The 14,047-nt window shown below is 65.6% G+C and carries 7 protein-coding genes; 4 read left to right on the top strand and 3 right to left on the bottom strand.

The window, feature by feature from the left end:
- Nucleotides 1-48: 48 nt before the first annotated feature.
- Both HALRU_RS13515 and HALRU_RS13510 read right to left on the bottom strand, forming a co-directional pair.
- Nucleotides 49-690 carry a PGF-CTERM sorting domain-containing protein gene (locus HALRU_RS13515; protein ID WP_015301948.1) on the bottom strand — a complete coding sequence of 214 codons (642 nt, stop codon included), beginning with the start codon at nt 688-690 and terminating at the stop codon, nt 49-51.
- 96 nt (nt 691-786) lie between these two features.
- Nucleotides 787-6,270: a S8 family serine peptidase gene (locus tag HALRU_RS13510; protein WP_015301947.1), complete on the bottom strand. Its 5,484-nt coding sequence runs from the start codon at nt 6,268-6,270 to the stop codon at nt 787-789.
- 832 nt (nt 6,271-7,102) lie between these two features.
- Here HALRU_RS13510 and pyrH point away from each other — a divergent pair.
- From pyrH to HALRU_RS13495, 3 genes are all read left to right on the top strand, one after another.
- Entirely contained in the window at nt 7,103-7,828 is a 726-nt protein-coding gene (pyrH, locus tag HALRU_RS13505) for a UMP kinase (protein WP_015301946.1), read from the top strand.
- Nucleotides 7,825-9,657: a lysine--tRNA ligase gene (gene lysS, locus HALRU_RS13500; RefSeq protein WP_015301945.1), complete on the top strand. Its 1,833-nt coding sequence runs from the start codon at nt 7,825-7,827 to the stop codon at nt 9,655-9,657. Before pyrH ends, lysS begins: the two co-directional genes overlap by 4 nt.
- Before the next feature lie 124 nt (nt 9,658-9,781).
- Nucleotides 9,782-11,584, top strand: coding sequence for a site-2 protease family protein (locus tag HALRU_RS13495; protein WP_015301944.1), 1,803 nt, complete (start codon nt 9,782-9,784; stop codon nt 11,582-11,584).
- Between the two features lie 132 nt (nt 11,585-11,716).
- On the opposite strand, the gene HALRU_RS13490 is transcribed toward HALRU_RS13495, so the two are convergent.
- Nucleotides 11,717-12,238 carry a PadR family transcriptional regulator gene (locus tag HALRU_RS13490; protein WP_015301943.1) on the bottom strand — a complete coding sequence of 174 codons (522 nt, stop codon included), beginning with the start codon at nt 12,236-12,238 and terminating at the stop codon, nt 11,717-11,719.
- Between the two features lie 147 nt (nt 12,239-12,385).
- On the opposite strand from HALRU_RS13490, the gene HALRU_RS13485 reads away from it, so the two are divergent.
- Nucleotides 12,386-14,032: a heme-binding protein gene (locus tag HALRU_RS13485; protein ID WP_015301942.1), complete on the top strand. Its 1,647-nt coding sequence runs from the start codon at nt 12,386-12,388 to the stop codon at nt 14,030-14,032.
- The last annotated feature ends 15 nt before the right edge of the window (nt 14,033-14,047 follow it).

Below are 14,047 nucleotides of genomic sequence, written 5' to 3'. Positions count from 1 at the left end.
GCAATCAGCCCGTCGAAAAACGCCCACAGTGGGCGTCAGGAGGTGCCGTTACCGGCGCCGAGCGAGCAAGGCGACGCTCGCGAGCAGGCCGAGGAGGGCGCTGGCACTCCCGAAGCCGGGCATCGACGACGCATCGTCGTCTGGCGATCCGGAGCCGTCGTCACCGTCTTCGCTGGTGGCTTCGTCGCTGTCGTCGCCGTCCGAGTCTCCATCGTCAGTCCCATCGCCAGCGTTCTCGTCATCGTCGCCGTCCGTCTCCTCAGACGTTGCCTGGGCGGATCCGCCGTCGTCGCCGTCGCTATCCGATGGCGGGGCGCCGAATCCACCGCCGCCACCGCCGCTGGGCGCGTCGCCGACGACGAGGTGGAATTCGTCGTCGCCGCCTGCCGTCCACGTGGCGGTTTCGCTCACCGCCTCGCCGTCGACGAGGAAGGTGATTTCCTTCCCATCGTCGCCCTCCTCGCCGTGGACGACGAGCTTCTCGTCGCCGACCGTGGGGCCGCCGTAGGTTCCGTTCTCGGAGACGACGATTTCGCCACGCTCCTCGCCGTCGATCATGGCGACGATCTCGGTGCCAGGCGGTGCTGGCTCGCCGTCGACGTACACCTCGCCGTGGAACGAGTGTGGCGGTGGCGGCGGATCGTCGCTCGCTGCGATCGGGGCGGCGGAAAGCGTACTCACCGCGACCATGGTAACTATCACGACCAGGGCGACCGTTCGGATTCGTGAGTTTGGGTGCATTGGAGTGGTGTGTATCGATAAATGGGTGGTCAGGAATCGGTGCGTCTAGCCGGCGATGGCGCCGGTCGGTGCGGGTCCGATCGCGGCGCTGGCGCTCGGGGCGCTCGTCTCGCTCTCGCCCGCGGACGCGACGCCGAACGCGAGGTCAGCGCCGTGTTCGACGGAGTTCGCGAGCAACTGACTGCCCGCCTCCGTGAAGCTCTCTTCGTCGGTGAAGTAGTCGCGCGCGATGGCCGTGTTCAGGATCTCGTTTCGATCCGTGTCCACCGCGACTGCGCTGCCTTCGTGCTCGCCGTCGATGCCGGCGCTCCAGTCGCCGTCGGCGAGAACCGTCCCGCCGTAGTCGTCGAACCAGGCGCCCCAGGTCGTCGAGCCGTCGTAGACCGTGACGGTGTCGCCGGCGCTCCCGACATCCTCGAAGATCGGGTGATCCGCGTTGATGTCGAGTTCGACCGGTTCACCGTCGGTGGCCGTGGCCTCCTCGGTCCGGACGGCCGGATCCTCGCGGATGTTGTGGAGCCGGTAGACGCCGTCCGCGTAGGCCTCGGACGTGCCACCCTGGTAGGAATCCAGGTAAATCGTCGCCTGGTTGGGGCCGAGCGCATCGGTGAAGTCCTGGGCGAGTTCGTCGCTCCCGAAGCGCTGGACGACGAAGACGTCGTAGTCGCCCATCGAATCCATGACCTGGTCGGCCGTGAGCGTCTCGACCGTGTAGCGGCTGTCGAGTTGCTCGTCGAGGACGCCTTCGAGCGCACCCTCGTGGTAATTCGCTTCGTCGACGACGGCCACGTTCACCTCGTCGGGCAGCGTCGGCCCGTCGTCGCCGTCGTCATCGTCCGACGACAGCAGGCTGAGTTCCGAATAGAGCTCGTCGGTCGTTGGGTTCCGTTCGAGGTCGACGCTTTGCTGATATTCGTCGTCCTCGCTCTCGATGTGGACCCAGTAGCCGCCGAACGGGTTCACCTCCGCGTCGCCGTCGTACTCGTTGCCGAGCGCGTCGACGGTCTCACCGAGGTGGTTCGACCCGTGGTCGTAGGCGACGTGGACGTTGTCGGGGCTGTTCGAGTTCCCGAAGCCGTCCGCCGTGTCCGTGTAGGCGGTCGGGCTCACCAGGTTCCAGCCCTGGTTCAGGTTCTCGGAGCCCGGCAGGGTGAAGTCGTCTTCGACCTGGAAGTCGAGGACGGCGGCGCCCGCGTCGGCGTCGGTCACGAGGATCGCCGAGAGGGAACTCAGGTCGTGGTTGTCGTTCAGCTGGTTCCACTTCCCGTCACCGGAATCGTAGCCGTAGGCCGTCCCGCCGAAGTCGTCGCCGAAGACGTCGCTGACGGTCTGATCGGTCGTGCCGGGCACGCCGATCGTGTACGTCCCGCCTTCGTCCATGACGACGTCGACGGCGATCTCCGTCGTGTTCGCGTCGACGCTGTCAGGCGCCTCGGTCAGGAACGGACTGTAGACGACGTCGCCGCTGACGCCGTTGTTCGCAACCGGGCCGCGGTCGCCGAACCAGTTGTGACGCGCGTCTAACGCATCTTCGCCGGTGTGGGCGATGGCGGTCTCGGTCGCTTCGAGGTCGTTGAAGCCGATCGAGACACGGTCGTTCGAGACGTCACCCGTCTCGATCCCGGTCTCGGCCGCGATGGCGTTCATCGTGGCGTCGACGCTCGTGAACGAACCAGCGATCGAGAGTCCGGCCGTGCTGTCGGCGACATCGTTGTGCGAGAGGTCGGCCACGCTGGCGTCGTTCTCGACGGCGATAGCGGTCTCCGCTCCCGTCACGCCGTTCTCGGTGACGGCTTCGACCGACCCACCGTCGATGCCGATTCCAACGCCGACGTCGGTCGCGTCGGTACCGGAGATCGTGTCGACGGCGCTGTCGGTGGCGCCGATGCCCACCGACGCGTTCGTCACGGAGTTGTTCGTCACGGTGATGGCGTCAGCGCCATCGATCCCGATGCCGTGCTCGCCCGCGTCGACCGACGTCTCGGAGACGTCGACGAATTCGGAGTTGGCGACGCCGACGCCGATGTCGGTCGCCGAAACCTCGCCGTTCGTCACGGAACTGTTCCGGCTGTCCGAGACGGCGATGCCGGTCGCGGCGTCCGAGACGCTGACGTCGGAGACGGCCGCGCCCGTCGCGCCGTCGAGCGAGATGGCGCTACTGGCGTTCGACACGCTCACATCTGAGACGGTGGCGTCGGCCGCCGTGACGGCGACGCCGCCGTTGCCACCGGCGTCGACGTCGAATCCACTCAGGCTGACGCCGTCGGCACCGATCGAGACGGTGTCACCCGAGGCGTCCTCGGGGGCGACGATCGTTGGCATCGCGCCGTCGGCGCTCGTGAGCGTCAGATCCTGCGTCTCGTCGATCGTGACGGCCTCTTCGTAGGTGCCGTCGGCGACGACGATCTCGGCGCCGTCGGGTGCGAGGTCGACGGCCTCCTGGATCGTGCCGACGTCACCGGGTACGTCTAGCGGCGCGTCGTAGACGGCCGTGGGCCCGGTCGTCAGGACGATCTCCTCGCCCTGTCGATCGACGAACGTGTGTTCGAGGACGACGGAGCCGACCGCACCCTCGTCGACCTCGACGTGGACCGAGTAGTCCTCTTTCGTGACGTAGTCGGGGTAGGATCGCCACTGGTCGAAGGCGTTGACGGACCCGTCGAGATACAGCATCAGGTCGTCCTGATCGATCGTCGAGGACTCGTGCAGGCTCGTCGAGACCTTCTCGAGGCCCTCGACGTCGAAGGTCGCGCCGACGTCCTCGCCCTCGGCGACGTGGTCTGGTTGGTCTTCGACGATGCGGCTGTGGGGCGGCTCGGCCGCCCAGGTGACGGCGTTGCCGAAGATCGCGTCTGCCTCGGCCGTGTAGTCTCCCGCGTCCACGAAGGTCGTGAGGCCGGACGACGCGAGGAGGACGCTCTGTTTCTCGGCGTCGATGCCGAGGCCGGAGCCATCCGTGACCGAACCGGATTGAACGTGCCCGATGACCTGGCCGTCGTAGCCGTCGAACCAGGTCGTGTCGGCGAAGCCGGCGGTGTGGAGCTGCACCTCGTCGCCGGGCTCGCCGACGCCGTCGAAGATCGGGTGCTCGTCCAGGATCTCCATGCTCGGGTTCGGCGCGGAGAAGCCCTGATCCGTCTCGGCCGGGTTCCCGACCGCTGCGGATTTCGACGGGATCGCGTCGCTGCCCGATCCCCACTGGTCCATCCAGACGACGCCCGTCAGCGCGTCGTCGGTCGCGTCGACGAACGCTCCGGCGTCGTCTGCCGGAATATTGTGGACGATCCAGCCGTCGTAGGAGGCGGGATCGTCGGCGAGTGCATCACCGGCGTCGTCGTAGACCGCGTCGACCTCGACGTAGCCGGGTGTGTTGTCCTCGATCCGACTGACGAGCGTGTCGGTGGCCGACGAGGAGTCGTCGAGGACCGCGACCGAGTAGACATCCTCGAAGACGGTCGTCGGCCCGGTCGTCAGTTCGCTCTGATCGCCGAGTCCGTCGAACGTGTGGTGCAGTTCGATGTCCCCGACGCCGAGCGAATCGGTCTGGACGTCGACCGTCAGCTCGCCGGTGAACGGTTCGTCGAAGTCGTGCGGTTCGCCCACCGCGACTTCGTCACCGTTGACGGTGAGGGTGAGGTCACCGTCGTAGCCACCGAGGTTGTCGATCGTGATCGTCTCGACGTTCGCCACGTCGGCGGTCACCGTGAACGACTCGCCCCGGTTGACGTCTTCGGGCTGTCCCGACAGGAGTTCGGTTCCGAGCCCGTCGGCGAGTTCGAAGTCTTGCTCTACGACCGTCTCGTTGTCCGGAATCTCGACGGTCGCGTTCGTCTCGGCGTAGCCGAAGCCGTTCGCCGTCACCTCGTAGGTGCCGGGCTGAGCCAGCAGCTGGTAGCTGCCGTTTCCGTCCGTCTGGGCGGTTCGACCGGCGTCGAGGGAGACGGTCGCGCCCTCGATCGGCTCGCCTGCCGAGTCGGTCACCGTGCCGTTGACCCCGCTGTCGAGCGCCACGAGGGCGGTCGCGGCGGGGACGTCGATGATCCCGCTGCCGTAGCGGTTGTCACGCTCGTCGGCCGGCTGGTCCCAGTCGTCGGGTTTCCAGGCCGTCTCCTCGAGCGCGTCGACCATCATCTCGTTGCTGGCAGCGTCGCCGGAGGCCGAGACCATCAGCCCGACCGCGCCGGCGACGTGCGGCGTGGCCATCGACGTGCCCGAGAAGGAGCCGTCGTAGTTCCCACCGGGGACCGAACTCAGCACGTCGACACCGGGTGCGGAGACGGCCGGTTCGGTGTACTGGTCCGGCCAGTAATCGGGTGCGTCGGATCCCCACGCGCTCGCCGTGTCGATCTCTTCGCCGAGCGAGAACGACGCGACGTCCGCGTTGGCGTCGACCGCGCCGACGCCGAACGACGAGTAGTAGTTACCCGGGGAGGCGCTGTAGCCCGGCGGGTCCGGGTCGAACAGGCCCTGGTTGCCGATCGCCGCGATGACGAGCGTGCCGGCGTCGTTGGCGTTCTCGACGACGTCGATGAGCTCGCCGTTTTTACCTGTCGCGCCGAGACTCATCGAGACGACGTCGGCGTCCTCTTCGGCCGCCCACTCGATGCCGCCGGCGATCTGGGCGAACGAGCCCCCGCCGCCGGGGAGGACCATCCCGTGCATGACGTCGGCTTCCGGTGCGACGCCGTAGGTTGGCACGTCTCCCGCGGGATCTTCGGCGCCCGAGACGGTGCCGGTGACGTGCGTCCCGTGTTCGCCGCTGTCGTGCGGTTCGGAGCCTTCGACCTGGTTACCGTTGGAGTCGAACTCCGCCCACCCGCCCGGGTAGGTCGGGTCAGACTCGTCCTCGGTGTAGAGGTCGAGGTCCGGGTGACTGACGTCGACACCCGTGTCGAGGACGGCGATCTTCGCGCCGTCACCCTTGGTACCGAACTGCGACCAGGTTTCAGTCACGTTGATCTGGTCGAGTCCGTACGTGACGTTCTCGTTCTGGGGTGACGGGCTGGTTTCGGCAGCACTGGCCGATCCACCAGCCTGGGCGCCGTCGGCGGATTCGCCACCTGGGAGCGAGAACTCCATGTTCTCGTGGATCCGTTCGACGTGTGGCTGATTCGCCATTTTCTCGAACAGGTCGTTCTCCCTTGCCGCGTCGGTGTCGACCGATATCAACACGGCATTAGTGACCCAGAAATCGTTCTGGACCGCAACCCCTGGCGTCTCCTGAGCCCAATCGACGAAGTCTCCCTGTGTCTCTTGGGCCTGCGTCTTGAGCAGGGATTGGGCTTCGACGGCTGACGATGCCGTAGCCAGGTCTGCATCCTCGAAGCGGACGATCGCCTCGATCCGCTCCTCGGATTCTAGCAACTCTTCTGAAATGTCTACGGACGCCGTCGTGGCGTCCGATTCGATACTCTCCGTCCCGACACCGCTGTCGAGATCTGCCTGTGTCGTTGCTCCTCCGAGGCTGCCTCCCGCGAACGCCATCGCGGGCATGGAGCTCACCATGAGGAACGCGAACACGAGTGCCATGACCCTGATCAGGGTCGAGTGGTGTGTACCTCTCATGTCTCTGCAGCGTGTGTCGACATCCCGTGACACACATCGTGACATCCATCACAACTTTTGTATTAACTATTCGTGAACTTGTCTACCATTGGTTATTATTTATTTCGCGATGGACGACTCTGGTTATATTCATCACGTTCTACAGGCCCAACGAAACGTCTTAATTCACTTACAATCTGGAAATTACTTGTCTGGGGGACATAACTATAGGTATATTTGGACATATTCTTTTATTCAGCTAATCCAGATAATAATCAATAATGAACACTTGTGCCCATTTACCCGTCCGTTACCGTGGTAAAACTAGCCGTTAACAATTTTTGTTCGGTTTATACTGTTCCTAATGACTTAAAGCAGTACCTGGAACAGATTCTCTATAGCTATTGTTGGGTATGGTCGCTAGCGAGGTTCTGCTTCCGTTGGGCTGCTCACTCACCCAGTTGTCTCCGCAGAAATCGGGGTCTACTGCAGCTTCTCCGGTTTCGCCTCGTACCTTTCGGGTCACTTCGCTCTCCGTTCGGCAGGTGGCGGCCCTCAGCGTTACTCCGGGCCGCCCACTTCGCGGCTCCCGGTGGTCGCCGCTCAGAAAGTCGAGGGCCTTCGCGTGCGCTCAGGCCCTCTCGCATCTCACGGCTCACTTCGTTCGCCGTTCGATAAACGTGGACTCTCGGTCCCCTCGCGTCCACGCACTTCGCGGGTCACTTCGTTCCCCGCTCGATAACCGTGGATCCTCGCTTCGCTCGGATCCACGCACTTGACAACCCTTAAGATTCCAACCGAGTTACGACGCGACAGCATGAAAGTAGTCGTCTCCATCGGTGGCAGCGTGTTGATGCCCGAACCCGGTTCCGAGCGGGTGTCGAAACACGCAGCCGTCGTCGAGGACCTCGTCGCCGAGGGCTGTCGCGTGGGCTGTGTCGTCGGAGGCGGCGGCGTCGCCCGGGAGTACATCGGGGCGGCGCGGAATCTCGGCGCGAACGAGATCGAACTGGACCAGCTCGGCATCGACGTGACGCGCCTGAACGCACGCCTGTTGATCGCGGCGCTCGGCGAAGATTCCGTTACTGCGCCGGCCCACGACTACGAGGAGGCCGCGGAGGCGCTCCGGCGTGACGGACTCTCCGTCATGGGCGGCGTCGCACCGGCCCAGACGACCGACGCCGTGAGTGCCGCCCTCGCCGAGTACATCGACGCCGATCTCCTCGTCTACGCGACCAGCGTTCCGGGTGTCTACAGCGACGATCCCAACGAGCACGACGGCGCCACGAAGTTCGAGGAACTGACCGCGAGCGACCTCGTCGACGTCGTCGCCGATCTGGAGATGACCGCGGGCGCGTCCGCACCCGTGGACCTGCTCGCGTCGAAGATCATCCAGCGCTCGGGGATGCGAACCATCGTCATCGACGGCACCGACCCCGACCGGATCGCCCGCGCCGTCCGCTCCGGATCGCACGACGGAACCGACGTAATCCCAACGAGCGCCGGCGACGAACCTTCCTATTGGGCGCTCGACGACCGATGAGCGCAGACGACGCCACAGCCGATCCGCGAGCCGACGCCGCAGCTGATTCTTCGGGCGACGGCGGGGCCGCCGAAACGAACCCGTACACGCTCCAGCGCGGCGACGGCGAGGAAGGGACCGACGACCACCACGTCTTCTGGGCCGACGCCGTCGCCGACCGGGTGGAAACCCGAATCGAGCGTCGGATCGAGTCGGGCGAGCGCGACCCCGACGATCCCATCGTCGTCAAGGGCGGGATCTCCCCCTCTGGCGTGCCCCACCTCGGCAACGTCAACGAGATCATGCGCGGCTACTTCGTCGCCGAGGTGCTCCGCGAGCGCGGACACGAGGTCAAACAGGTCTTCACGGCCGACGATCGCGACCCGCTCCGGAAACTTCCCCGCACGCTCGCCGATCTCGACGGCAACCTCGTCGATCTTGGCGACGTGAACGCTGGCGCTCTCGGGCGCAACCTCGGTCACCCGTACACCGACATCCCGGACCCCTTCGGCTGCTGTGATTCCTACGGCGACCACTTCGCGACGATCATCGCACAGAGTGCCGACGCGATGGACGTCCCCATCGACTTGCTCTCGAACACGGCTCTCTACGAGGACGGCACGTTCGAGGCCGTCACCCGTTACCTTCTGGAACACCGCGACCGCGCACGCGAGGTCCTTGCCGACTACCAGGACTCGGTCGACGCCGACGGCGACTACGTCCCGTTCAACCCGATCTGTGCGAACTGCGGGAAGCTCACCGAGACGGTGACGAGCGTCGACGTTGATAGCGAGGCGCGAAGCGCCTCGAATAGTCGAGCGGGGAGCGAAGCGACCCGCGAGACCACTACCGCGGCAACTGTCGACTACGAGTGCACCGACCTGGAGGCCGGCGAGCAGACGATCGCGGGCTGTGGCCACGAGGGCACGGCCACCCTGCGCGAGGGCAAACTCCCCTGGCGCTTCGAGTGGCCCGCCCAGTGGGAGGCGCTCGACGTCGACTTCGAACCGTTCGGCAAGGACCACGCCGAGGGCTCCTGGCCGAGCGGCGAGGACATCGCCAGGACCGTTCTCGAAAACGAGCCGCCGGTCCCGATGGTCTACGAGTGGTTCACCCTGGACGACGAACCTTTCTCCTCTTCGGCGGGCAACGTCGTCCTCGTCTCCGAGGTCCTCGAACTGATCGAACCCGAGGTACTCCGATACTTCTTCGCGAAGGATCCCTCGAAGGCCCGCGACTTCAGCATCGAACGGCTCGACCAGCTGGTCGACGAGTTCGATCGCTTCGAGCGCATCTACTTCGGCGAGATCGACGCGAGCGAAGACGAGAAACGCTTCGCGGAGCGGGTCTACCCGCTCGTCGTTTCCGAGCCCGATCCGGACCGAATTCGCCTCTCCTACACCTTCGCCGCGGTCCTCGGCATGACTGAGGACCCGTCGATCCGCGAGGAGATCGCTCGTACAGAGGGCCACATCCCCGACGACGCGCCCGAGTGGGCCGTCGACGCCGCCCTCGATCGGGTCGAACACGCGCAGGCGTGGGCCCGACGGACGGGCAACGAGTTCGACTACGAACTCAAACGCGCCGCGATCCCGGCCCACGACTTCGACGACGCGACCGGGGCGGCGCTCGCCGACCTCGCCGACTTCGTGGCCGACGGCGGCGACGACCCCGAGGAGTTGCAAGGCGAGATCTACGAGACGGCCAAGCGCCACGACGTTCCTGTCGGCGACTTCTTCGCCGCGGGCTACCGCCTGTTCTTCGACGACGAGCAGGGGCCGAAACTCGGCCAGTTCCTCGCGAAACTCGATCGCGACTTCGTGGTCGATCGCCTCCGGCGAGAGCGGTGACTGTCCGGTCAGCAGATCCATTCGTTCGTGAACGAATCCTCGGCCCTGTGAGCGAGTTGCGTGTGACGGAGTCCCGAAGCGCCAGACCCAAATCACTCGAAACCGTGAGGACGGACGACGACCAATGCATGCTGCCCTCTCTGCCGGATTTGTCCCCGAACTTTTCGGATCGACGCTCGTGACCTGGGTGCTGATCGGGATCGGGCTCTACTGGGCGGGACTCCTCGCCCTGAAACAGCGCGGCGTCCTGCCCGAGTGGATCGGGACGCAGGGGCCGATCGTGACGTTCCACACGAAACGGGGTCGCGACTTCCTCGACTGGCTGGCTCAGCCGAAGCGGCTCTGGCGAGCGTGGACGAACCTCGGCGTCGGTATCGCACTCGTCGCGATGGTGGGGATGTTCGTGTTCTTGCTGATCTCGGCCATCAGCGCTCTGCTGGCGCCGCAGCCGACCGGCATTCAGCAACCCCAGAACGTCCTGGTCATCCCCGGCGTCAACGACTTCCTCCCGCTGTCGGCCACGCCGGGTATCGTCGCCGGGCTATTCATCGGCCTCGTCGTTCACGAGGGCGGCCACGGCCTGCTCTGTCGGGTCGAGGACATCGACATCGACTCGATGGGCGTCGCCATGCTCGCCGTGTTGCCAATTGGGGCGTTCGTCCAGCCGGACGAAGAGAGCAGCGACGCGGCGAGTCGGGGCGGCCAGACGCGCATGTTCGCCGCCGGCGTCACCAACAACTTCGCCGTGACGATCCTCGCGTTCCTCGCACTGTTCTGGCTCGTGGGCTCCGTCGTCGCCGTCGCTCCGGGTGCAGCCATCGGGGGCGTGGTCGACAACTCGCCCGCCGAGGCAGCCGGCATCGGTGAGCACGACCGAATCACCCACGTCGACGGACAGGCAGTCGCGGACAATCAGGAGTTCATCGACACACTCGACGAAACCGACGCGGGGACGATCTCCGTGACGATCGACGGCGAACGCGAGGCGACCGTCGACCGGGCGCCGATCGTCGTCTCGACGCTCTCCGACGGCCCTGCAGGCCTGGGGCTGAACGAGCGAATCCTCGCGGTCGACGGCGAGGACGTCTCGACGCGTGAGGAACTCGTCGACGCCGTCGGCCAGGCCGAACGCGTCTCGATCACCACTCAGGCTGCAGACGGAACGACCGAGACTCGCGAGGTTCCCATCGGCGCTTCGATGCAGGTACTCGAGGGCAGTCCGCTGGCAGACGCCGGGGCTCCGGTCGACTCGTTCGTCGTCGTGACGACAGCCGACGGCGAACGCGTCCACGACGGCTCGGCCCTCGAATCCCTGATCGAGGAGCGCGACGGCGAAACGGTCGAACTGACCGGCTTTCTGAACGGCGAACGGGCCAGCTTCGACGTCACGGTCGACGCGGACGCCACGCAGTTCGGCCCCGCCGTTCACTCCGGGATCTCGGGGATGCAGGTCAACGACATCGGTGTCCAGCTCTATCCCGTCGAGACCTTCCACAGTGCCCTCGGCGGCGATAGCCCGAACGGTTTCGGCTCGCTCGGAGAGACGTTCTTCGGCAAGATCTTCATCGCCCTCATGCTCCCGATCATGGCGATCGCTGGCATGCGCTTTAACTTCGCGGGCTTCGCCGGCGGCGTCGAGAACTTCTACGAGGTTTCGAGCGTCCTCGGCGAGCCGGCCGTCTTCGCGATCGCGAACATCCTGTTCTGGACCGGCTGGATCAATCTCAACCTCGGCTTCTTCAACTGTATCCCCGCGTTCCCGCTCGACGGCGGGCACATCCTGCGCACCTCGACCGAGGCCGTCCTCTCTCGCATTCCCGGCATAGAGGCGACGCGCGGGATGGTCCGCGTCGTCACTACGACCGTCGGCGTGACGATGCTCGCAACCTTCCTCGTGATGGTCTTCGCTCCCACGGTGCTTCACTGAGGCCGGCGTGGTCGCTCGTCGGTATCGCTGGAATTTCCGTCTCAATTCTCGACGGGGAGTCGCCGCGGCGATGCCATGGCTGGTCTGGTGTCGTATCTCCGGCGCTACCCCGCCGGCGTCACGTCAACTCCCTCACTCCTCGTCGAGGCCGTGGCGCTCGTAGAACTCCGTCGGTGTCTCGTCGAGACGATCGAAGTCGGCGTCGAAGTAGTGTTCGTGGTGTCTGGCGACCTGTTCGACGATCCAGCGGCTGAAGTCCTCGTCGAAGTGCCAGGTGTTCTCGAGTTCGGGGACGGTAAAGCGCTCGTCGGTCGCGATGACCGCGTAGACGTGGTAGAAGCCGAGGATGACGTCGGCGAACTCGCGGGCGTTGTCGGCGGTTTCCTCGCGCCGGTCTGCGAGTTCCTCGGCGCCGTCGTCGGTGAGTTCGAAGTACTTGCGATCCGGTTCGTCCTCGCGTTCGATCCGCTCGGCCCAGCCCTTCTCCTCGAACTTGTAGAGGATGGGGTAGACCGATCCGTAGGACGGTTCCCAGTGGCCACCGCTCAGATCCTTGATCTCCTTGAGTATCTCGTACCCGTACCGTGGCTTCTCTTCGAGTAGCTCGAGGACGAGATAGGCGATGAGTCCCTTCGGTGGTCCACTTTTCCGCATACGGCTCTCGTTTGAAACGGAAGTTGGTAAAGCGTTTCGGTACCCTGCAAAACCATCGGTTTCGGCGGCCGTTCCCCCGACGCGTGGCGGTCTGGGTGACCGGGCGAAAACCGGTCTTTCTTGACGATGCCGTCCGAAGGTCTTCGTATGGACCGACGGACGCCACCAGATACCGCGGAAGGCTGGTACATGCTCCACGACTTTCGGACCGTCGACTGGGACGCCTGGCGCGAGGCGCCCGCTCGACGACGTGAACGGGCGCTCGCGGACGGTGTCGCCTATCTCGAGGCCGCCGAGGCGGTCGCCGACGCCGACTCGGGTGGGTCGACGAGCGTCGCCGTTCTCGGTCACGAGGCCGATCTGTGTTTCATCCACCTCCGACCGACGCTCTCGGATCTAAACGCACTCGAACGCCGGTTCGAGCGCACCGAACTCGCGGCGTTCACCGAGCACAGCGACTCGTACGTCTCGGTGACGGAGGCCTCGGGCTACGGCGGCGCGAACGACTACTTCGACCCCGATGCCGAGGCCGACCCGGGCATGAAGCGCTACATCGAGTCGCGACTCCACCCCGACATCCCCGACGCGGACTACGTCAGCTTCTACCCGATGGACAAACGCCGCGATTCCGAGTACAACTGGTACGACCTGCCGTTCGACGAGCGTGCCGAGCACATGTCGAGTCACGGCGACATCGGCAAGACCTACGCCGGCAAAGTTCGCCAGATCATCTCCGGCAGCGCCGGCCTCGACGACCACGAGTGGGGCGTCACCCTCTTCGCCGACGACCCGGCTGACATCAAGGACCTGCTCTACGAGATGCGCTTCGATCCCTCCAGTTCGAAGTTCGCCGAATTCGGCCGCTTCCGCATTGGCCGGCAGTTCGAGCCCGCGAAGCTCGGTGCGTACATGGCCGGCGACTCGCTGACCGGCGAGCCGTCGGGGGCCACCGACTCGCCGCACGCGACCGGCACGGGCCGCGAACACGGCGGCGAAGCGGACGGCTTTCCACACGGCGACGAGTCGGGGAGGCCCCACGGCGGCGGACACGGCCATGGCAGTGGTCACGACGACGGAACACACGATCACGGCGACGGATCGCACGACCACGGCGGTGACCACGCACACGGCGACGACGCCGGGGGCGCGCCCGACGGCGTCCGGAGTGAACTCGAAGACCTCGGCGTCTACGCCGGGAAGCCCCACGGCGAGGACGTCCACGCGGTCGTCCTCTATTCCGCGGCTGACCCCGACGAACTCTTCTCCGAGGTCGACGGCCTCCGGACCAACTTCGACCACTACGACACGCACGTGATGACCGCAGTGTACGAACCCACCGAGGTCGCGAGTGAGGACGCCGAGACCGCCGTCGCTAGCCTCTGGGAGACCGAGAGCGCCGCGGAGACCGCGGCCGGCTTCCTCGCGGACTTGCCCGAGGTAGTACGGCAGGCAGGGGACAGGGCGCCCGCTGGCGCCGATGGTGAGCGGGGCGATCGCCCCGCGAACGACGATTCCTGGGGAACGATGGGGATGTTCTACACCGTCAAACCCGACTACAGAACGGACTTCGTCGACACTTTCGCCGACGTCGGCGAGGCGCTTTCGGGCATGGACGGCCACCGCAAGACCGACCTCCTCGCCAATCGCGAGGACGAGAACGACATGTTCATCGCCAGCCGCTGGGACTCGCGCGAGGACGCGATGGCGTTCTTCCGCAGCGACGACTTCGCCGAGACCGTCGAGTACGGTCGTGACGTCTTAGAAGAACGACCGCGGCACGTGTTCCTGGCCTGATCGGCTGTCGCCGTC

The organism is Halovivax ruber XH-70, from assembly GCF_000328525.1.
GTDB lineage: Archaea > Halobacteriota > Halobacteria > Halobacteriales > Natrialbaceae > Halovivax > Halovivax ruber.
Note: the sequence above shows the minus strand (reverse complement) of the source record. Positions and strands in the feature narration are given on the sequence as shown.